20 protein-coding genes are annotated in these 20334 nt (G+C 76.3%); 8 read left to right on the forward strand and 12 right to left on the reverse strand.

Annotated elements, in window-relative coordinates:
• The first annotated feature begins 207 nt into the window (after window positions 1-207).
• Complete coding sequence (locus ABT247_RS04180) at window positions 208-744, forward strand: HAD domain-containing protein (RefSeq protein WP_350737614.1); 537 nt, start codon at window positions 208-210, stop codon at window positions 742-744.
• A gap of 101 nt (window positions 745-845) precedes the next feature.
• Here ABT247_RS04180 and cobC read toward each other — a convergent pair whose 3' ends face one another.
• Both cobC and ABT247_RS04190 read right to left on the reverse strand, forming a co-directional pair.
• Window positions 846-1892 carry an Rv2231c family histidinol phosphate aminotransferase CobC gene (gene cobC, locus ABT247_RS04185; protein WP_502892378.1) on the reverse strand — a complete coding sequence of 349 codons (1047 nt, stop codon included), beginning with the start codon at window positions 1890-1892 and terminating at the stop codon, window positions 846-848.
• 137 nt (window positions 1893-2029) lie between these two features.
• Complete coding sequence (locus tag ABT247_RS04190; protein WP_350737620.1) at window positions 2030-2974, reverse strand: cobalamin biosynthesis protein; 945 nt, start codon at window positions 2972-2974, stop codon at window positions 2030-2032.
• 220 nt (window positions 2975-3194) lie between these two features.
• Here ABT247_RS04190 and ABT247_RS04195 point away from each other — a divergent pair, with 220 nt between their 5' ends.
• From ABT247_RS04195 to ABT247_RS04210, 4 genes are all read left to right on the forward strand, one after another.
• On the forward strand, window positions 3195-4130 hold the full coding sequence (locus ABT247_RS04195; RefSeq protein ID WP_350737623.1) for an alkaline phosphatase family protein: 936 nt from the start codon (window positions 3195-3197) through the stop codon (window positions 4128-4130).
• 5 nt (window positions 4131-4135) lie between these two features.
• Window positions 4136-5455, forward strand: a complete 1320-nt coding sequence (locus ABT247_RS04200; RefSeq protein WP_350737625.1) for an MFS transporter — start codon at window positions 4136-4138, stop codon at window positions 5453-5455.
• A 2-nt stretch (window positions 5456-5457) separates the two neighbouring features.
• Window positions 5458-6483 carry a TolB family protein gene (locus ABT247_RS04205; RefSeq protein WP_350737750.1) on the forward strand — a complete coding sequence of 342 codons (1026 nt, stop codon included), beginning with the start codon at window positions 5458-5460 and terminating at the stop codon, window positions 6481-6483.
• A 119-nt stretch (window positions 6484-6602) separates the two neighbouring features.
• Entirely contained in the window at window positions 6603-7538 is a 936-nt protein-coding gene (locus tag ABT247_RS04210; protein WP_350737628.1) for a hypothetical protein, read from the forward strand.
• Here ABT247_RS04210 and ABT247_RS04215 read toward each other — a convergent pair.
• On the reverse strand, window positions 7517-8551 hold the full coding sequence (locus ABT247_RS04215) for an EamA family transporter (protein ID WP_350737631.1): 1035 nt from the start codon (window positions 8549-8551) through the stop codon (window positions 7517-7519). The two genes, ABT247_RS04210 and ABT247_RS04215, sit on opposite strands and share 22 nt — an antisense overlap.
• A 131-nt stretch (window positions 8552-8682) precedes the next feature.
• On the opposite strand from ABT247_RS04215, the gene ABT247_RS04220 reads away from it, so the two are divergent.
• A complete protein-coding gene (locus ABT247_RS04220) occupies window positions 8683-9198 on the forward strand; it encodes a MarR family winged helix-turn-helix transcriptional regulator (RefSeq protein WP_350737635.1) in 516 nt (171 codons plus the stop codon).
• A 65-nt stretch (window positions 9199-9263) separates the two neighbouring features.
• Window positions 9264-9716, forward strand: a complete 453-nt coding sequence (locus tag ABT247_RS04225) for a hypothetical protein (protein WP_350737640.1) — start codon at window positions 9264-9266, stop codon at window positions 9714-9716.
• A gap of 7 nt (window positions 9717-9723) precedes the next feature.
• Here the strand turns inward: ABT247_RS04225 and ABT247_RS04230 are convergent, their stop codons facing one another.
• Together ABT247_RS04230 and ABT247_RS04235 are read right to left on the reverse strand one after the other, a co-directional pair.
• Window positions 9724-10380, reverse strand: coding sequence for a class I SAM-dependent methyltransferase (locus tag ABT247_RS04230; protein WP_350737643.1), 657 nt, complete (start codon window positions 10378-10380; stop codon window positions 9724-9726).
• Window positions 10381-10492: 112 nt separating this feature from the next.
• Entirely contained in the window at window positions 10493-11668 is a 1176-nt protein-coding gene (locus tag ABT247_RS04235) for an FAD-dependent monooxygenase (RefSeq protein WP_350737646.1), read from the reverse strand.
• Window positions 11669-11809: 141 nt separating this feature from the next.
• Here ABT247_RS04235 and ABT247_RS04240 point away from each other — a divergent pair, with 141 nt between their 5' ends.
• Complete coding sequence (locus ABT247_RS04240; protein ID WP_350737649.1) at window positions 11810-12415, forward strand: TetR/AcrR family transcriptional regulator; 606 nt, start codon at window positions 11810-11812, stop codon at window positions 12413-12415.
• 63 nt (window positions 12416-12478) lie between these two features.
• Here the strand turns inward: ABT247_RS04240 and ABT247_RS04245 are convergent, their stop codons facing one another.
• From ABT247_RS04245 to ABT247_RS04275, 7 genes are all read right to left on the reverse strand, one after another.
• Window positions 12479-12955: an OsmC family protein gene (locus ABT247_RS04245; RefSeq protein ID WP_350737652.1), complete on the reverse strand. Its 477-nt coding sequence runs from the start codon at window positions 12953-12955 to the stop codon at window positions 12479-12481.
• A 71-nt stretch (window positions 12956-13026) separates the two neighbouring features.
• Window positions 13027-13569 (reverse strand): chloramphenicol phosphotransferase CPT, encoded by a 543-nt coding sequence (gene cpt, locus ABT247_RS04250; protein ID WP_350737655.1) that lies wholly within the window; start codon window positions 13567-13569, stop codon window positions 13027-13029.
• Window positions 13570-13609: 40 nt separating this feature from the next.
• Complete coding sequence (locus ABT247_RS04255; RefSeq protein ID WP_350737658.1) at window positions 13610-15031, reverse strand: cobyrinic acid a,c-diamide synthase CobB; 1422 nt, start codon at window positions 15029-15031, stop codon at window positions 13610-13612.
• A 4-nt stretch (window positions 15032-15035) separates the two neighbouring features.
• Window positions 15036-15641 (reverse strand): cob(I)yrinic acid a,c-diamide adenosyltransferase, encoded by a 606-nt coding sequence (cobO, locus tag ABT247_RS04260; protein WP_350737660.1) that lies wholly within the window; start codon window positions 15639-15641, stop codon window positions 15036-15038.
• 5 nt (window positions 15642-15646) lie between these two features.
• Complete coding sequence (locus ABT247_RS04265) at window positions 15647-17776, reverse strand: putative cobaltochelatase (protein WP_350737663.1); 2130 nt, start codon at window positions 17774-17776, stop codon at window positions 15647-15649.
• Entirely contained in the window at window positions 17773-19311 is a 1539-nt protein-coding gene (locus ABT247_RS04270) for a cobyric acid synthase (protein WP_350737666.1), read from the reverse strand. The genes ABT247_RS04265 and ABT247_RS04270 overlap by 4 nt, the downstream gene beginning before the upstream one ends.
• Window positions 19308-20270 (reverse strand): cobalamin biosynthesis protein, encoded by a 963-nt coding sequence (locus ABT247_RS04275; protein ID WP_350737669.1) that lies wholly within the window; start codon window positions 20268-20270, stop codon window positions 19308-19310. The genes ABT247_RS04270 and ABT247_RS04275 overlap by 4 nt, the downstream gene beginning before the upstream one ends.
• Window positions 20271-20334 lie beyond the last annotated feature (64 nt).

Consider the following 20334-nt stretch of genomic DNA (forward strand, 5'->3'; position numbering starts at 1 on the left):
CCGCCATCAGGGCGCCCGCCTGCTGCTCCAGCTGCTCGTCGGTGAGCCCGTCGTCGTCGGCTGCGGGCGTCCTGCGTGCCGCGGGCGCCGGGGCGGTGGGGCCGGCGGTGGTGCGGTGGTGCCGCGGTGAGGCGCGGTGGCCGGAGCCGGGCGGGGTCGGGTGGAAATCGCTGGTCGGTCCCCGGCCGCCGCAGGAGAATGCGCGGCATGACTCAACGGCCCCTGCTCCTGCTCGACGTGGACGGACCGCTCAACCCCTACGCCGCGCCGAACACCCGCCGCCCCGCGGGCTACGGCACCCACCGGCTGCTGCCCGAGTCCTGGGTGGCGCGCCAGAAGCCGCAGCCCGGGGCGCGGGTGAAGCCGCTGCGGGTGTGGCTGAATCCGCTGCACGGGCCCGAGCTGTCGGCGCTGCCGTACGAGCTGGTGTGGGCGACGACCTGGATGCACGAGGCGAACACCTTCATCGGTCCGCGCATCGGACTGCCCGAACTCCCTTACATACCGTGGACGGAGGTCTTCCGGGAGGACCCGGACGGCCTGCACTGGAAGACCAGGGAGCTGGTCGCCTGGGCGGCCGGGCGGCCGTTCGTCTGGCTGGACGACGAACTCGGCCCGGCGGACATCGAGTGGATCGCCGCTCACCACCCGGCGCCGGCGCTGCCGCTCTGGGTCGACCCGCGGTTCGGCCTGGGGGAGCTGCACTTCGCGGCGCTGCGGGAGTGGGCACAGGAGGAATGCTGACCCGGCCGCCGCACCCGGCGCCGGGCCCGGTGGCCGGGTGTGGTGGCCGGGTGCGGCTTCCGGGTGGTAGCGTCCCGGCCGGCTCGTGAGCGGCGACAGCGTCAGTCCGAACCGAGCACCGCTCCGAGGGCCTCGAGGAAGCGGTCGGTGGTCTCCTCGTCCCGCACGGCGATCCGCAGCCAGTCCTCGCCGAGCCCGGGGAAGGTGTCCCCGCGCCGGACGGCGAAGCCGTGCTCGCGCAGCCGCTCGCGGACGGCCGCCGCTCCCGGAAGCCGGACCAGCACGAAGGAGGCGGCCGGTTCGCCGTGGATCCGCAGCGCCGGGAAGGCGGCCAGGCCCTTCAGCAAGTACGCGCGCCACAGGGCCAGTTCGGCGGCGGCCCGCTCCGCCTCGGCGAGCGCCGCCGGGCCGCTGCAGATCTCGGCGGCGGCCAGCGCCGGGGTGGAGACCGGCCAGAGCGGCTGGGCGGCGGCGAGGTCGGCGATCAGCGGCGCCGGGCCGAGGACGTAGCCGATCCGCAGTCCGGCCAGGCCCCAGGTCTTGGTGAGGCTGCGCAGGACGACGACCCGGCCGGGCAGGTCCCGCACCGAGGCCAGGGACTCCCGTTCGCCGGGGACGGTGTCCATGAAGGCCTCGTCCACCACCAGGGTGCGCCCGGGCCGGGCGAGCGCGGCGACGGCCCCGGCGGGGTGCAGCACGGAGGTCGGGTTGGTCGGGTTGCCGAGGACGACCAGGTCCGCCTCCTCGGGGACGGCGGCGAGCCGGAAGCCCTCCTCGGGGGTGAGCAGCACCCGGTGCACGCGGTGGCCGGCGTCCCGCAGTGCCGCCTCGGGCTCGGTGAACTGCGGGTGCACGACGACGATGTGACGGGTAGTCAGTACGCGGGCGAGCAGGACGAAGGCTTCCGCCGCCCCCGAGGTGAGCAGCACCTCCTCGACCGGGCGCCGGTGCCGGGCGGCCACCGCGGCGCGGGCGGCGCCCTGGTCCGGGTAGGCGGCGAGGTCGCCGAGGGTGGCGGCCAGGTGCTCGCGGAGCCAGACCGGGGGCGTGCCGGTGCGGACGTTGACGGCGAGGTCGACCAGGGCGCGCCCGTCGGCGCGGACCTCGGCGTCGCCGTGGTGGCGCAGGTCGGGTTCGATGGCGGTCACGCGGAGTCTCCTGCTGGTCGATCCGGTCGATCTGGTCGATCTGGTCGAGTGGGTGGATCCGGTCGGGCGGTCCGGGCGGGTGGAGCTGGTCGAGCGGACTGGTTGAACCGGCCGGCCGGTTGACCCGGTCGGACCGGTCAAACGGGCCGGGCGGCGTCGGTGGCCGGCCGGGGTGCGCGGTGGACCTCGTACGGGCCGGGTGGCACCGCGGGCTCCGCGCCGTCGCCCAGGGCGACCAGCACGACGGCGTGTCCGTGCGCGGCGAGCGCGGCGGCCGCCCCGACGTGGTCGACCGCCGTTCCGGTGCCGTCCACCGCCTCGCCGACGCAGGGCGCCACCCGCCCGCCGGCGCCCGGTACCGCCCCGGAGGCGGACCAGGCGGACCAGGCGGCCCAGGCGGTCCGAGCGGTGGGAGCAGCCGAGGCGGCTGCGGCGGCCCGCGGCGGCTCCGGCCGCAGCAGTCCGGCCACCGCCTCGACCGCCTCCGGCCGGCCCACCACCGCCGAGGCGGCCCGCAGTTCGGCCAGCGCCCGCGCCCCCAACCGGTCGGTCGTCCCGGCCGGCCCGAGGCCGACCACGACCAGCCGCCCGCGCACCGCCGCCGCCCGGGCGACCGCCACCGTCGCCGTCGCCGACTTCCGCTTGGTGACCACGAGGCGGCCGCCCGGGGCGCTGGCCAGTGCGGCCGCCTCGGCGACGCTGGCCGTGCCGACGGCCGCACCGACCAGCTCGGACGGGTTCGGCACCGGTACGTCCGCCAGCAACTGCGGCGGGTGCTCGTCCACGGCCACCCCGGCGAGGCGGGACGCTGCCCAGCGCACCGCCGGGTGGTCCGCCTTGCCGGTCACGGTGGCGAGCCGGGCCACCGCGGAGCCGGCGAGGCCGTTCTCCTCCAGGGTGTCCGCCAACAGCCGCAGGACCTCGGTCCGTTCGGTGCCGCCGCCCGCGCCGATGCCGACCACCAGGGTGCGCGGGAACACCAGGACGTCGCCGCGGTCCGGATCGTCCCGGGTGACGACCCGCAGGGCCGGGGGGTCGGCGGCGTGCGGTCGGACCCCGCCGCCGGCGATCAGTCCGATCACGTCCCGTGCTCCTTCGTCCAAGCCCCCGTGATCCCACCACGGGCGGCCGAAACGGGTCAATCGCGGCGGGTGTGAGATCCACCGCCGCGCCGGTTGCTTCGTGTGGCGACCGCGTCGCAGCTGTTCGCCTGTTCTTCACCTCCCTTGTGCGGTACACGACACGCCGCGCTCCTACTGTTCTCGGCGCTCCCGCCCGGAAGCCCCGACCCCGGAGGACCCCATGGTCTTCGCACGACCGCGCACCCCCGGCACCCCCGCCGACGGGCCGCGCCCCGGCCGTCGCCGCAAGCTGCGCCCGCTCACCGCCCTCGCCGGCGGCCTCGGCCTGGTCGCCGGCTCGCTCGGCCTGTGGGCCGCCGGCGGCAGCGCCGCCGCCGACACCGCCGCCGGCCTGCCCTCGCCCGACCACATCGTCGTGGTGATGCTGGAGAACCACGCGTACTCGCAGGTGATCGGCAGCTCGTCCGCGCCGTACATCAACGGCACCCTGGTGGCCGGCGGCGCCAAACTGACCCAGTCCTACGCCCTCACCCACCCCAGCCAGCCGAACTACTACATGCTGTTCTCGGGCAGCTCGCAGGGCGTCGTCGACGACAGCTGCGTGGACGTCGGCGCGCTCCAGCAGCCCAACCTGGCCTCCGAACTGCTCGACGCCGGCCAGACCTGGGCCAGCTACAACGAGGGCCTGCCCGCCCCCGGCGCCACCGACTGCCGCGTCGACAACTACGCGCAGAAGCACAACCCGTGGTTCGGCTTCGGCAACGTGCCCACCGAGACCGCGTACGGCATGGACGCGTTCCCGACCGACTTCAGCACGCTGCCCAAGGTCTCCTTCGTCGTCCCGGACCTGTGCGACGACATGCACGACTGCTCGGTGGGCACCGGCGACTCCTGGCTGCGGAACAACCTCGACGCGTACGCCCAGTGGGCCAGGAGCAACAACAGCCTGCTGGTGGTGACCTTCGACGAGGACAACAAGCTGTCCGGCAACCGCATCCCGACCGTGGTCTACGGCGCCCACGTCGCCGCGGGCAGCTCCACCGCCACCCGCTACAACCACTACGACGTGCTGCACACCCTGGAGGACCTGGCCGGGGTCAACGCCCACGCCGGCAAGTCCGCGGGCGCCGCCGACATCACCGGCATCTGGAACTGACGCCCGTGTACGTCGCGGACTCCCGCAGCTCGAAGGCCCCCGTCGCGCCGGCCGCCGGCCGGGCGCGGCGGGGCGGGGCCGTGCGCGCGGTGCCGGGGACGGTCCTCGTCCTCGGCGCCGTCAGCATGGTCACCGACGTCTCCTCCGAGATGGTCAACGCCGTCCTGCCGCTCTACCTGCTCACCGGCCTCGGCCTGTCCCCGCTCGGCTTCGGGCTGCTCGACGGCATCCAGAACGGCTTCAGCGCCCTGGTCCGGCTGGCCGGCGGCCACCTCGCCGACCGCCGCGGCCGCGACGGTGCCGCCCGCCACAAGGCCGTGGCGGCCGTCGGCTACGGCCTGTCCGCGCTGTGCCGGCCGCTGCTGCTGTTCGTCCACACCGTGCCGCTGATCGGCGCCGTCATCGCCGTCGACCGCACCGGCAAGGGCCTGCGCACCGCGCCCCGGGACGCGATGATCTCGCTCGCCACCGAACCGGCCCACCGCGGCCGGGCGTTCGGCGTGCACCGGGCGATGGACACGGCCGGGGCCCTGCTCGGCCCGCTCACCGCCTTCCTGGTGCTGCGCCTGGCCGGCGGCCCGCTGCTCGCCGACGGCGGCGAACGGCACGGCTACGACGCCGTGTTCACGGTCAGCTCCTGCGTCGCCGCGCTGGGCGTCCTGATCCTGCTGCTGTTCGTGCCCGGCCGGCAGCCGGGTGACGAGCCGTCGGCGCCGGCGCCCTCGCTCCGCGACAGCCTCACCCTGCTGCGCCTGCCGGGCCTGCGCCGGCTCACCCTGTGCGCCGTGCTGCTCGGGCTCACCACCGTCAGCGACTCCTTCCTCTACCTGCTGGTCCAACGCCGGCTCGGCCTGTCCGTCAGCCTGTTCCCGCTGCTGCCGCTCGGCACCGCCGCCGCCTTCCTGCTGCTGGCCGTCCCGTTCGGCTCGCTCGCCGACCGGATCGGCCGCCGGCGGCTCTTCCTGCTCGGGCACGGCGTGCTGCTGCTCGGGTACGGGCTGCTGCTGTCACCGCTGCGCGGGCTGCCCGCGGTGATCTGCGTCCTGCTGCTGCACGGCGCCTTCTACGCCGCCACCGACGGGGTGCTCGCCGCCGCCGCGGCCGACGCGGTGCCCGCCGAGCAGCGCGGCGCCGGGCTGGCCCTGGTCGGCACCGGGCAGGCGCTCGCCCGGTTCGCCTGCTCGCTGCTGTTCGGCGCGCTGTGGAGCGCGGTGGGCGGCGTGAGCGCGCTGGCCTGGTCCGCCGGGGCGCTGGCGCTGTGCGCGGGCGGCGCCGCGGTGGTGCTGCACCGCTCGGAGACCGTCACCGTCGAGGAGGGGCCGTGAACCTGAGGAACCGCACCAGGGTGATCGTGCTGCTGGTCGCCGTGCTGGTGCTCGGCGCGGTCGGCACCGGAGCCGTCCTCTACGCGGCCGACCGCACCGCCGAGCGCGACCGCGCCCAGGCCGGCGGGCCGACCGTCAGCCCGGGCCCGGTCTCCCTGGAAAGCCCGGGCGGCGGACGGCGGTTGCTGTTCCGCAACATGGCCTGGGGCCCGCACCGGGACGAGATCACCGCCGTCCCGGCCGACCGGCCCGACGGACCGCGCACCGCCTCGGGCGTCCAGTGCCTGCGCTTCCACGCCGCCGCCGGCACCGGCATCTGCCTGCAGGCCCAGCACGGGGCGCTGGAGGACACCTACCGGGCCGTCGTCCTCGACGACCACCTGCACGAGCGGCGCTCCTTCCCCGCCGCCGGCATCCCCACCCGCGCCAGGGTCTCCCCGTCCGGGCACCTCGTCGCCTGGACGGTCTTCGTCAGCGGCGACTCCTACGCGGGCACCGACTTCTCCACCCGCTCCTCGATCGTGGACGTGCGGGACTGGAACCTGCGGGAGAACCTGGAGGACTTCACCGTCGTCAAGGACGGCCACCCGTACCAGGCCCACGACGTCAACGTGTGGGGCGTCACCTTCGCCGACGACAACACCTTCTACGCCACCCTGGCCAGCGCCGGGCAGACCCACCTCGTCCGCGGCGACCTCGCCGCCCGCACCCTCACCACCCTGCACGACAACGTCGAGTGCCCCTCGCTCTCCCCCGACGGCACCCGCATCGCCTACAAGAAGCGCGTCCCCGGCCTGCCCGCCGACGCGCCGTGGCGGCTGTACGTCCTCGACCTGGCCACGATGACCGAGACCGCCACCGCCGAGCAGCGCGACATCGACGACCAGGCGCTCTGGTCCGACGACCGCACCCTGCTCTACGCCCTGCCCGGGGACTACGGGGCCGACCTGTGGACCGTCCCGGCGGACGGTTCCGGCACCGCACGGCAGGTCACCGAGGCCGCGGTCGCCCCCGCCTACCTGGGCTGAGGAACTCTGGGCTACGGTGCCACGTCGAGCGGAACGCGACGTCCCGACCGAACGTCCCCGGGCCCGCCCGGGGCGCGTGCCGGCCGGGCGTCCTGAACGAGACGGGGGACCAAGACACCGTGGACGGCATCCCACCCGAGCGGACGGTGACCGACTCCTGGCCCGCCCTGCACGGCCGACCGGTCCTGCGGCGCACCGTCGCCGTCGGACTGGTCCTCGGCGTGTCCGTCGCCGCCGCCCTGGTGGTGCGCGGCGTCAACGCCCTGACGGAGGGCCAGGGAGGCCGGGAGACCGACCGGGACCGCGCCGAGCGCCTGGCCGGCCTCCACGCCTCCCAGCACCCCGGCGCGGGGCGGTACTACATCCCGGTCAGCACGGTCTACACCCGGACGCCGAGCGGCGCTCCGGTCGCCTACCTGCACTACCGGCTCGGCGGCGGCAAGGACCCGGGGGTGGGCGAGTTCCTGCAGACGTACGACCTCCCGGCGCCCGGGCCGACCGCCCCGCTGCCGCCGGACCTGGTGGCGGCGCTGGGCGGGGACGAGCCGGCGGAGGCGCCGGAGCTGCCGGAGGTGCTCCCCACGGCGTCCGCCCCCGGGGTGCCGTCGGCCGGGGCGTCCTCGCCCGGGACCGGCCCGGGGCCGGCGCCGGCCCCGGTCGCCGCCGCGGCGCAGCCGGCCGGTGGCGGCGCCGCGGCTGCCGACCCCGGTGTCGATGCCGGTGCCGATCCCGGTTCGGAGGGCGGCTCCGCAGCCGGCTTCGAGGCGGGTGCCGACGCCGATCCGGACTCCGACGGGGACGCCGGTTCCGCAGCGGCCTCCGCCGGAACGGCGGCCGGGGCCGGGGCGGGCGATCCCACCCCGGCCCCGACCCCGGCGCCGACCACCCCGAGCCGGACCCCGGACCCGACGCCGGGCTGGACGGCCACCCCGACCCCCGGCTGGAGCCCGTCCGCCGTCGCCGTGCACCCTCCCGGCGCCCGCCGGATCTACGTCGTCGCCGTCCCCGGCGGCCTGCCCGGCGCGGCCGACATCTACGTCCGCGCCACCGGCTGAGTGGCGAGCGCTGCCTCGGCCGCGCGGGCGGGCGCGGGCTGCGGCACGGCCGCCAGGTCCGTCGAGGTAGCGACCACCCGGTCCGGCGAGGCAGCGACCACCCGGTCCGGCGAGGCAGCGACCGCCCGGTCGGCTTCTGCCACCGGCGCTGCGGCCGGGCGGCTCGGCGCCTGGCCGACCAGCAGCGCGCCGAGCGCCAGCAGCAGGCCGAGCCGCTGCCAGCCCGTCAGGGTCTGGCCGAGGACCACCAGGCCGCCGACCGTCGCCACCACCGGGTTGATCAGGCCGAGGAAGGACGCCGGTCCGGCCCCCAGGCGCTCGATCCCGCGGAACCACAGCACGTACCCGAGGGCGGTGCCGAACAGCCCGAGGTACGCGAAGCCCGCCAGGTTGGTGCCGCTCAGGGCGGGCGGCGCGCCCTCGACCAGCGCCGCGAGCGGGACCAGGAGGATCGAACCGGCGAGCAGCTGCCAGGCGGTGAGGTCGAGCAGCGTCGCCCCCTCGGGGCGCCCCCACCGGCGGATCAGCACGGTGCCCGTGGCCATCAGCGCGATCCCGGCGACCATCGCCGCGATCCCCACGCCGTCCAGCCGCGCCCCGCTCTTCAGCACCAGCAGCGCCACCCCGCCGACCCCGACCAGTCCGGCGAGCAGCGACCGCCGTCCGGGCCGGACGCCGAGCACGCCGATCGAGAGCCCGGCGACGAGCAGCGGCTGGATCGCCCCCAGGGTGGCCGCGACGCCGCCGGGCAGGCGGTAGGCGCCGACGAACATCAGCGGGAAGAACAGCCCGATGTTGAGCGTCCCGAGCACCGCGGCGCGCCCCCACCACCGGCCCCTGGGCAGTCTGCGGCCGATCAGCAGCAGTAACAGCCCGGCCGGCAGCGCGCGCAGCGCGGCGAGCAGCAGCGGACGGCCTTCGGGCAGCAGCTGGGTGGTGACCAGGTAGGTGGTGCCCCAGGCGGCCGGGGCGAGGGCGGCGGTGGCGGCGATCGCTGCGCGCTTCCGGTCCATGATTGTTCCCCTCAACGTTGAGTATCTGAACGTTGAGATATTTCTACGCCCCGGGATCGATGAACGTCAAGTATGTGAATGTTAAGATATCTGCGACCGGCGGAACCGAGGGACGAGAGAGGGCGACGGGCATGCCGCAGCGCGACACCATGGACGACATCGCCGAACAGTGGGCCAGGAACCGCCCCGACCTCCCCCGCGAGGCCCTGGCCCTGATCGGCCGGCTGCGCCGGCTCAACGTCCGGATCGACAGCGCCCTGCGCGAGTACTTCGCCACGTGCGGCCTCGACTCCTCCGAGTTCGACGTCCTGGCGACCCTGCGCCGCTCCGGCGAACCGTACGAACTCAACGCCCGCGCCCTGCTCAAGTCCGCCCTGGTGACCTCCGGAGCCATCACCAACCGCGTCGACAAGCTGTGCGCGAAGGGCCTGGTCGAACGCCACCCCTGCCCGACCGACCGCCGCGCCGTCCTGGTCCGCCTCACCCCCGCGGGCAAGGACCTCATCGACGCCGCCATGCCCGGCCACATCCGCAACGAGGAACGCCTCCTCGCCGCCCTCGACCCCGACGAGCGCGCCCACCTCGACGCCCTGCTGCGCAAACTCCTCGTCGCCCACGGCGACACCGATCGGCTCCTCGACGACTGACGCCCTCGTGTCCCCCGCCTGCCGGCCGCGTTGACCCTTCGGCAGTCACACACCGGAGGAGACCGATGAGCCGCAGGACACCCAGGCAGATCGCCGTCGACGACCAGTTGCGCGCGGCCGGCGCCGAGGGGGCCCGGTGGCTCGCCGCCGCCGGCTGGGGGCCGCCGGTGACCGTCCCGCTGGAACGGGCGGCCGCGTGGCAGCAGGAGGCCCGGGCCAGGATGCTCGCGGCGCAGGAGGACGAGTCCTGCACCTGGTGCGACCACCTCCTCCACGGCGGGCCGCAGCCCGTGCTCGTCCACGCCGAGCACCCCGCCCACCTGCTCTGCCGTGCCTGCTCCGTCGCCGCCCGCCCCCACCGCCGCTGCCTGGACTGCGGGAGGCCCGCCGCCTCCACGTCCCGGCTGGACGGCCGCGAGGACGTCTGCATGGGCGCGGTGGCGATCTACAGCCGGCTCCGCTGCGCGGCCTGCTTCCGGGGCGACCCGCTCGGCGGGACGTTCCGGGGCGGCGCGTGACGCACCGTCACACCCGGGCGATCAGGGCGTAGCGCTCGTCGTCCACCGGCCCGCCCCACAGATCGGCGTCCCCGCTGAGCGGCTCCACCCGCAGCTCGGCCGCCCACGGGCGCACCGCCGCCGAGAGCCGCTCCGCCCCGACGCCCCCGTCCCAGGGCAGGGGCCCCGCCCCCGCGACGTACGGCGTCACGGCCTGCCCGGCCTCGCGCCAGCGCCCCTCGACCAGCACCAGCCGCCCGCCGGGGCGCAGCAGCTCCACCCAGGCGCGGAGCGCCCGCCGCGGCTCGGGGAGCGTCCAGATCAGATGGCGGCAGAGCAGCGCGTCGAAACCGGCCGCCCGCAGCGGAGGCGCCCCGGCGTCGCCCACCAGGAACCGCGCCGCCACCCCGGCGGCCGCCGCCTTCTCCCGGGCCCGCGCCACCATCCGCGGCGACAGGTCCACCCCCGTCACCCGGTGCCCCTCCGCCGCGGCCAGCACCGCCAGCGACCCGGTGCCGCAGCCCACGTCCAGCACGTCCCCCGGCGCTGACGGCAGCCACCCCCGCAGCCGCCGTGCCCACGCCTCCCGCGTCACCCCCTCGCGCAGTCCGTGGTCCGGCTCGTCGTCGAAGGCCGACGCGGCCGCGTCCCAGTACGCGGCGATCGCCCGGCTGGAGTCACCCATGCCGCGCATCGTGCCACCCGGCACCGACATCGGCCGGTACTCCTGGTTCCGGAGGCGACTCGGCCGGGCGCCTCGGGTGCCACACCGGTGCCCGGGCCGGCCGCGGCCGCGCTCAGGCCCCCGTGCGGAGTGCCGGCGGGCGCCAGTCGAAGGTGGCGTTGGTACGGCTGAGCACCGTGCGGGTGGGGAGCAGGCCGACGAGGGCGAGGGCGGTGTCGCGCAGGAGGGCGGCGGCCGGGCTGCGGACGGCGACGAGGGCGCCGACGCGGCGGGAGGCGGCGGCGACGGCCGTGGTCCGGGGGAGGCGGGCGGCGCTGTAGGCGGGGAGGGGCGAGGCGAGATCGGCGGCGGGGGTGAGGAGGGAGGCGAGGACGACGGCGTCCTCGATGGCCTGGCAGGCGCCCTGGCCCTGGAAGGGGCACATCGCGTGGGCGGCGTCGCCGAGGAGGGCGACCCGGCCGTGGTGGTAGGCGGGGAGCGGATCGGCGAGGTCCCAGACGTCGTTGCGCAGGACCCGGTCGGGTTCGGCGCGGGCGAGCAGCTGGGGGAGGGGTGCGCACCAGCCGCCGAACAGCCGCTGGAGCTCGGCGTGTTCGTCGGCCGCGCGGGTGCCGGCCGGGGCGAGGGCGGCGAAGTAGAGGTAGATCCGGCCGTCGGCGAGGGGCACGATGCCGGCCTGCCGGCCGCGGCCCCAGATCTCGCCGGCGGCGGCCGGCGGGCCGTCCGGGGAGACGACGGTGCGCCAGGTGGTGAAGCCGCTGTAGCGCGGACCGGGGTGGTGGGGGAAGAGCAGGCGGCGCGAGGTGGAGCGGATGCCGTCGGCGGCGACGACCAGTGCGGCGGACTGCTCGCCGCCGGCGGTCCGGACGACGGCGGGTTCCTCGGCGCCGCCGGGGCTGACCAGGGTGGCGGGGGAGTCGGTGCGGACGGTGCCCTCCGGTAGGGCGTCGACCAAGGCGGCTGTCACGTCGGCGCGGGCGACGGCGGCGATCGGGTCGCCGAAGTGGGCCTCGAAGGCGTCGGTGCTGGTGCGGGCGAGCCAGCGGCCGGCGGGGTTGCGCACCCCGACGGCCGGGTGCGGGGCGGCGAGCGCGCGCAGGCGGTTGCCGACGCCGAGCAGGTCGAGGGCGCGCAGGGCGTTGGGGGCGAGGGCGAGGCCGGCACCGACGGGCTCCAGGGAGCGGGCGCGTTCGTGGACGGTGACGGGGATGCCCTGGCGGTGGAGTGCGAGGGCGGCGGTGAGGCCGCCGATGCCGCCGCCGATGACGATCGCTCGCTGCAGGTCCATGGGGGCTCCTCCGCTCGCACTACAGCTGTAGTATCCGTTGGGCGAAACGGTACTACACGTGTAGTTCCCGGTAAACTACGACTGTAGTCGGAGGGGGAGTGAGAGTTGGGGGAGTCCGTCCGGAAAGGCCATGATCAGCCCATGACGCCCCCGCGCCCGACCCTGATCGCCGACGCCGCCATCGACCTGATCGCCGACCGCGGCCTGCGCGGGCTCACCCACCGCGCCGTGGACGAGGAGTCCGGCCTGCCCGCCGGCTCGACCTCCAACCTCGCCCGGACCAGAGCCGCCCTGCTGGAACTCGTGCTCAAGCGGATCCTCGAACGGGAGACCGCCGACCAGCCGGCCTACACCGAGGGAGTGCGCCTCCCGCCCGGTGCCCCGGCGCGCGAACTGCTGGTCGAGATCGGCGCCGACGGGCTGTACCAGGCGCTCACCACCGGCCGCCGGCTCACCCTGGCCCGGCTGGAACTCGCCCTGGAGGCCACCCGCAGGCCCGAACTGCGCGCCGTGTACGACCGCTTGGGCGCGGGCTTCACCGACCTCGCCGCCGTCCTGCTCGCCCACGCCGGCTCCACCGACCCGACGGCCGACGCCCGCCGGCTGATCCGCTGGTGCGACGGCCTCCTGTTCAACTCGACGGCCGGCAGCGGGCACTGGTACGTGCCGACCCCCGAGGAACTGCGCGACGAGGTGGCCGCCTACGTCGCCGCGCTGCTGGCCCGCGGAGCGGGGCCGGGCCGGTAGCGGTCCCGGCCCCGGCGCTCTCGCAGCGCCTCGCAGCGCTCTCGCTGCGCTCTTGGCCGGGTCCTACTCCCGGCCCGCGACCGTCACCACGGGCTCGTGCCGCACCGGGAAGTCGACCGAGGCCGCGATGAAGCAGCCCCGCTGCGCCTCCGCGTGCAGGGCGAGCGCCTTCTCCGTCATGCCCTCCTCGGCGACCTCGATCCGCGGGTGCAGCACCACCGAGGTGAAGTGCCCGCGCCCTGCCGCGACGGCCATCGTGCCCACCGGCCGGTCGACGTACGAGGTCACCACGACCCCGTTCACCGCGCACTGGTAGAGGTACGACATCAGGTGGCACTGGGAGAGCGCGGCGAGCAGCAACTGCTCCGGGTTCCAGCGGCCCGGATCGCCGCGGAAGGCGGGGTCGGCCGAGCCGAGGATGACCGGAAGCCCCTCGACGGACACCTCGTGGTCACGGGAGTAGGAGCGGGGGTCGCTGGTGCCGGTGCCCCGGTTGCCGGTCCAGCTGATCTCGGCGGTGTACGTGAACTGCCTGGCCATTGCGGGTGCCTCCGGGCGGAGCGGACTGCGGTCGCGGCCAGTCAACCGCAGCGGCCGCCCCTCCGCGAGCGTCAGCGCGGGCCCGCCACCCGCGCGAGCACCAGTCGGGCGCACGCGTCGGGCGAGGCCTGCGAGGTGTCCAGGACCAGGTCGTAGGCGACGCCCCGGTGCACCGACTCGGCCTGCGCGGCGGCCATCCCGGCGACCCGGTCGCCGCGCCCGGCCTCCCGGGCCGCGGCTACCGCCGGATCGCAGCGCACCCCGACCCAGAGCACGTCCAGGCCCTCCAGGGCGGCCCGCCAGCGCTGCTGCGAGGCGGGGCCGCCGAGGAACACCTCGTCCACCACGATCCGCGCACCCGCCCGGGCCATCGCGGCGACCCCGGCCGTCCAGGCGGCGTCCAGGGCGGCGAAGACCGGCCCGACCTCCACCGTGCCGTCGCCGTCCTGGAGCCCGCCGATGCCCCCGCCGCCGTCCAGCAGCCGCGGCGGCAGCGCGGCCACCATGGTGTCGGCGCCCAGGTGCAGCCACGGCTCCGGCAGCAGCTCCTGCAGGCGGCGGGCGATGCTCGACTTGCCGGAGCTGGAGCCGCCGTTGAGGACGATGACGTTCATGCGCGCGATCCTAGGAGCGGGCCGGCCGACATGCGCGGGGTTATCGGCCCGCCCCCGGGCCCGCCGCCCGGCCCGCTTCCGGGCCCGCCGCCTGACCCGCCGCCCGGTACGCCGCGGCCGCGGCCGCGAAGGAGGAGGCCAGCGCGGGCGCTCCGGCCCAGTGCAGGTGCAGGTAGGAGGCGTGGACGTGCCCGCCCGCGAAGCCCTCGGTGCGGGGCCCGGTCGGCAGGTGCCAGCCCCAGGCGGGGTGTTCGCCCGCGCCGGGCTCGCAGATCGTCCGGTGGAACTCGTGTCCGCGCAGCCGGGTGCCGGCCGGGGCGAGCGGGGAGTCGTGCAGGGCGACGGCCTCGCGGTAGCCGAGGGTGAGCCGCTCGGTCATCCGGGACACGGCGTCCAGCACTCCGCACATCGGCAGGCCGTCCAACTCCCGCCCCAGGTAGAGCAGTCCGGCGCACTCGGCGGCGATCGGCCCGCCCGAGGCGGCGAACCGCGCGATGGCCCCGCGCAGTTCGGAGTTCCGGCTCAACTCCCGCACGTACAGCTCGGGGAAGCCGCCGCCGATGACCAGCCCGGCGGTGTCCTCGGGCAGCGCGGAGGCGTGCAGCGGGTCGAACGGGACGACCTCGGCGCCCGCCGCGCCGAGCAGTTCGGCGTTCTCGGCGTACGAGAAGGAGAACGCGGCGCCGCCCGCCACCGCGATCCGCGGCCGCCCGGCCACCGGTGCGACCTCGGTCGACGGGTCCCACGGCTCGGCGTCCAGGTCCGGTGCCGTCCGGGCGAGCGCCAGCAGGGCGTCCAGGTCGACCGAGGAGGCGACCAGCTCGCCCATGTCCGCGACGGCCTTCAGCGCCTCCGCCGAGCGCTCCACCGCCGGGATCAGCCCGAGGTGCCGGGAGGGCGTGGCGACCGCCGCCGAGCGGCGCAGCGCGCCCAGCACCGGGACGCCTGACCCCTCCTCCAGGGCCTCCCGCAGCAGCTGCTCGTGCCGGTCGGAGGCGACCCGGTTGAGGATCACCCCGGCCAGCCGCACCTGCGGGTCCCAGGAGGCGAAGCCGTGCACCAGCGCGGCCACCGACCGGGACTGCGAGGAGCCGTCGACGACCAGCACCACCGGCGCCCGCAGCAGCTTGGCGACGTGCGCCGTGGACGCCAGCTCGCCGCGCCCGGAGGCCCCGTCGAACAGGCCCATGACCCCCTCGACCACCGCGACGTCCGCCCCCGCCGCGCCGTGCAGGAACAGCGGGGCGATCCGCTCCGGCCCGCACAGGAAGGCGTCCAGGTTGCGGCCCGGGCGGCCGGCGGCGAGTGCGTGGTAGCCCGGGTCGATGTAGTCCGGGCCGACCTTGTGCGGGGACACCGCCAGCCCGCGCGCGGCGAGCGCGGCGATCAGGCCGGTGGCGACGGTGGTCTTGCCGGCGCCGGAGGAGGGCGCGGCGACGACGAGGCGGGGGACGGTGCTCAACGGCCTACCACTCGATACCGCGCTGGCCCTTGCGGCCCGCGTCCATGGGGTGCTTGACCTTGGTCATCTCGGTGACCAGGTCGGCGAATCCGGTGAGCGGCTCGGGCGCGTACCGGCCGGTGATGACGACGTGCTGGCTGCCGGGGCGGTCCGCGAGCACGGAGACCACCTCCTCGGGGTCGATCCACCCCCAGTGCATCGGGTAGGTGAACTCGTCCAGCACGTAGAAGCGGTAGGTCTCGGCCGCGAGGTCGCGCTTGACCTGCTCCCAGCCCTCCTTGGCGGCCTCCTCGCTGGACATCTCCTGCTCGGCGGTGCGCTGGATCCACGACCAGCCGGAGCCCATCTTGTGCCAGTCGACGGTGCCGCCCTCGCCGGAGGCGCCGAGCACGCGCAGCGCGTTCTCCTCGCCGACCTTCCACTTGGCGGACTTCACGAACTGGAACACCCCGATCGACCAGCCCTGGTTCCAGGCCCGCAGCGCCATGCCGAACGCAGCCGTGGACTTGCCCTTGCCGGGGCCGGTGTGCACGGCGGTGATCGGCTGGGTACGGCGCTGGCGGGTCGTCAGGCCGTCGTCGGGAACGCTCTCGGGGACACCCTTGGGCATGGGGCTCAGGCCGCCTTTCGCATCGAAGTGGTCGAACGGTTCACGGCGCGGTTGTCGCGGACGAGCGAGGCCACGCCCTCGGCGCGCAGCTCGTCCAGGCTGACGGCGCTGCCGCCGAGCCGTCCGGCCAGCGTGCGGGCCAGGCCCAGCCGGACCGGTCCGGACTCGCAGTCCAGCACCACGCTCGCGGTGCCCTGCGCGGCGAACAGCGCGGCCGCGCGGTGCGAGCGGGCGAGCGCGTCCCGCCCGCCGCCGGTGGCCCGGCCGTCGGTCACCACGACCAGCAGCGGGCGCCGGTCCGGGTCGCGCAGCCGCTCGACCCGCAGCACCTCGTGCGCCCGCAGCAGCCCCTCGGCCAGCGGCGTCCGGCCACCGGTGGGCAGCGACTCCAGCCGGGCCGCGCCGACCTCGACGGAGGAGGTGGGCGGCAGCGCCAGCTCGGCGCCGGTGCCGCGGAAGGTGATCATGCCGATCTTGTCGCGGCGCTGGTAGGCGTCCATCAGCAGGGACAGCACCGCGCCCTTGACGGCCGTCATCCGCTGCCGGGCGGCCATCGAGCCGGAGGCGTCCACGACGAACAGCACCAGGTTGGACTCCCGCCCCTTGCGCACCTGTTCGCGGAAGTCGTCCCTGTGCAGCACCAGTGCCCGGCCGTCCCGCCCGCGTGCCACCTGGTGCGGCGCGGCGGCCTGGAGGGTCGCGGTCAGGTGCAGCCGGCTCAGCGGGCCGCGCGGCCGGCGGGCGCGGACGGTGTGCCCGCCGGTGGTCTCGGCGGGGGAGCGGCGGCCCTGGGCGCCGTGGCCGGTGCCCCGCACGGTGAACAGCCGGGTCCGGTACGGGTCGCCGGCCGCGACCGGCGCGGACTCCCGGGCGGGCGCGGGGTGTTGGGCCGGGACGGGCTGCTGCGGCGGGAGGTCCCCGTCCGCGGTGGAGCGCTCCGGGGCCGGGACGCCGCCGTCGGACGGCTCGGGCGCGCCCCCGCCGTCCGGGCCGCCGTCCGGGCCATTGCCGTCCGGTCCGCCGTCGGGGCCATCGCCGTCCGGTCCGCCGTCCGGCCCGTCCCCGCCCGGCCCGTCCCCGTCCGGCGTCGGGCCGTCGCCCTCGGGCTCCGGCTCGTCCGGCTGGGCGTGCTCCTCCAGCGTCCGGTCCAACTGCTCCTCGTCCAGCCCCGGAGCGTCGAAGGGGTTGCGGCGTCGCCGGTGCGGCAGGGCCAGCTGGGCGGCCTTGCGGACGTCCTCCTCCAGCACCTGCGTCCGCCCCGCCCAGGCGGCCAGCGCGACCGCCGTGCGGGCCATCACGATGTCCGCGCGCAGCCCGTCCACCTCGAACGCCGCGCACACGGCGGTGATCTGACGCAGCGCCACGTCCGTCAGCTCGACCTCGGGCAGCAACTCCCGCGCGGCGGTGATGCGTTCGGCGAGCTCGCGTTCCTGGTCGGCGAACCGGGCCGCGAAGCCGGCCGGGTCCGCGTCGTAGGCGAGCCGGCGCCGGACGACCTCGGCGCGCTCGGCCGGGTCCCTGGTGGCGGCGATCTCGACGGTGAGGCCGAAGCGGTCGAGCAGCTGCGGCCGCAGCTCGCCCTCCTCCGGGTTCATCGTGCCGACCAGCAGGAAGCGTGCCGCGTGCCGCACCGACACGCCCTCGCGCTCGACGTACGAGCGGCCCATCGCGGCGGCGTCCAGCAGCAGGTCCACCACGTGGTCCTGGAGCAGGTTCACCTCGTCGATGTAGAGCACGCCGCGGTGCGCCTTGGCGAGCAGACCGGGCTCGTACGCCTTGACGCCCTCGGCGAGCGCGCGCTCCAGGTCGAGCGAGCCGACGATCCGGTCCTCGGCCACGCCGACCGGCAACTCGACGAGCTGGGCGGGCCGTTCACCGCTCGTGGCGGCGGAGTGCGGGCCGTCCGGGCACTGCGGGTCCGGCGCGGCCGGGTCGCAGGCGAAGCGGCAGCCGTCCACGGTGGCGATGGAGGGCAGCAGCCCGGCCAGCGCGCGCACCATGGTGGACTTCGCGGTGCCCTTCTCGCCGCGCACCAGCACCCCGCCCACGGCCGGGGAGACCGCGTTCAGCAGCAGCCCGAGCCGCAGGTCGGCCATGCCGACGATCGCGGTGAACGGATAGCGGACGTCGGTCATGCGTCACTCCCAGGTGCCCCGGGCGACAGGAACGGCAGCGATCCGGCCGCCGGCACCCCGCCCTCGATCAGCTTCCACAGCGCGTCGGTGTCCGCGTGCTCCTCGATCAGGTCGCCCAGCCGGTCCAGCCGGGCCTCGCGCGCCTCGGCGAAGCAGGTGTCCGGTGCCGGGACGAACGCCCGGCCCGCCAGGGCGGCCGTCTCGCGCAGGAGTTCGCGGCGGAAGCCGTCGTTCTCCAGCACGCCGTGCCAGGTGGTGCCCCAGACCGGGCCGACCCGGCAGCCGTCCAGGGCCTGCCCCCGGCCGTCGGAGACGAACGCCTCGCCGCCCTCGACGGCGACGACCCCGTGGTGGATCTCGTAGCCCTCGACGCGCTGTCCGAACGCCTCGCCGGCCGGCCGGGCGAGCACCTTCTCGGCGCCGAACCGCACGCGGGTCGGCAGCAGGCCGAGCCCCTCGACCAGCCCCGCCCGGGACTCCACCTCGTCGTCGATCGAGTGCGCCAGCATCTGGTAGCCGCCGCAGACCCCGAGGATCGGCAGTCCGGCCGCCGCCCGCGCCTTCAGGGCGGGCTCCAGGCCGCGGTCGCGCAGCCAGGCGAGGTCGGCCACGGTGGCCCGGGTCCCGGGCAGCACCACCAGGTCGGCGTCGGCCAGCTCCTCCGGTCTGGTCGCCCAGCGCACCAGCACGCCCGGCTCCTGCGCCAGCGCGTCCACGTCGGTGAAGTTCGACAGCCGGGGGAAGCGCACCACGGCGACCCGCAGCACGTCCGCCCCGAGCGGGCCGCGGCCGTCCACCCGGTCGACCACCGTCGACAGGTCGAGCGAGTCCTCGGCGTCCAGCCACAGCCCCGGCAGCATCGGCAGCGTGCCCAGCACCGGACGGCCGGTCAGCCCGTGCAGCATCTCCAGGCCGGGCGCGAGCAGCCGGGCGTCGCCGCGGAACTTGTTGACGAACCAGCCGGCGACGTGCCGCTGGTCCTCGGCCGACAGCAGTGCCAGCGTCCCGTACATCGCCGCGAACACCCCGCCGCGGTCGATGTCGCCGACCACCACCACGGGCAGTCCGGCGGCGGTCGCCAGGCCCATGTTGGCGATGTCCCGGTCGCGCAGGTTGATCTCGGCGGGCGAGCCGGCGCCCTCGCACACCACCACGTCGTGGCGGCGGCGCAGGTCCGCCAGGCACTCCAGGGCGCGTTCCAGCAGGACGGGCTTGCGCTCCCGGTAGTCCAGCGCGCCGACCTCGGCGACCGGCCTGCCGAGCAGCACCACCTGGCTGCGGCCGTCCGCGCCGGGCTTGAGCAGCACCGGGTTCATCGCCGCCTCCGGCTCCACCCGGGCGGCCTGCGCCTGCATCGCCTGGGCGCGGCCGATCTCGGCGCCGTCGGCGGTGACGAAGGAGTTCAGCGACATGTTCTGCGCCTTGAACGGCGCGACCCGCACGCCCTGGCGGGCCAGCCAGCGGCAGATGCCGGCCGTCACCACGCTCTTGCCCGCGTCCGAGGTCGTCCCGGCGACCAGCAGCGCGTTCGTCATGTCCCACTCCTCTTCCCCAGGAGCCGCAGCAGGACGTGCCCCGCGACCGTCGTACCCAGCGCCAGTGCGCCCACCCGCCGCGACAGCGTGCAGGCCCGCTCGATGTCGTCCACCGTCACCGGCCGCAACTCCGTGCCCAGCACCGGGCGGTGCTCCAACCGCTCGCCGTACCGCAGCGTCCCGCCCAGCCGTACGCCGACCGCTCCGGCGAAGGCCGACTCGGCCTGCCCCGCGTTCGGGCTCGGGTGCGCCGAACCGTCGCGCCGCCAGATCCGCCAGGCCGTGGCGGGCTCCGGGGCGGCGGCCACCGTCAGCAGGGCCGTCAGCCGGGCGCCCGGCCAGCCCGCGACGTCGTCCAGCCGGGCCGAGGCCCAGCCGAAGCGGGCGTGGCGGGGCGAGCGGTGGCCCACCATCGCGTCCAGGGTGTTCACCGCGCGGAAGGCCAGCAGGCCCGGCGTGCCCGCGAGGGCGCCCCAGGTCAGCGCGTTCACCACGGCGTCGGCGGTGTTCTCGGCCACCGACTCGACCACCGCCCGGGCGATCTGCTGCCCGTCCAGCGCGCTCGGGTCCCGCCCGCACAGGTGCGGCAGTCGCTCCCGGGCGGCCGCCAGGTCGCCCGCGGCGAGCGAACGGCCGACGGTCCGCGCCTCCCGGGTCAGCGAGGTGCCGCCGAGCACCGTCCAGGTGGCCGCCGCGGCCAGCGCCGCCCGGCCCAGCGGTCGGCGCCCGACCGTGCGGTCCAGGGCGAGCGCGCCGGCCGCGACCGCGCCCACGCACAGTGCCGTGTACGCCGTTCCGGCCGCGCGGTCGTCGCGCCACAGGCGCCGTTCCAGGCGGGTCGCGGCGCTGCCGAAGAGGGCGACCGGGTGGCCGCGGCGCGGGTCGGCGAAGCGCGAGTCGGCGGCGTAGCCCGCGACGGCGCCCAGCGCGAAGGCGGCGGCGCGGGTCAGCGGGCGCACGGCGGCGGGCAGCTCGGGGGCCGGCGGGGCGGGGCAGCCTGCATCGCGTGGGTGTCCTCACTCA

The organism is Kitasatospora sp. NPDC001539, from assembly GCF_040298565.1.
Taxonomy (GTDB): Bacteria; Actinomycetota; Actinomycetes; order Streptomycetales; family Streptomycetaceae; genus Kitasatospora.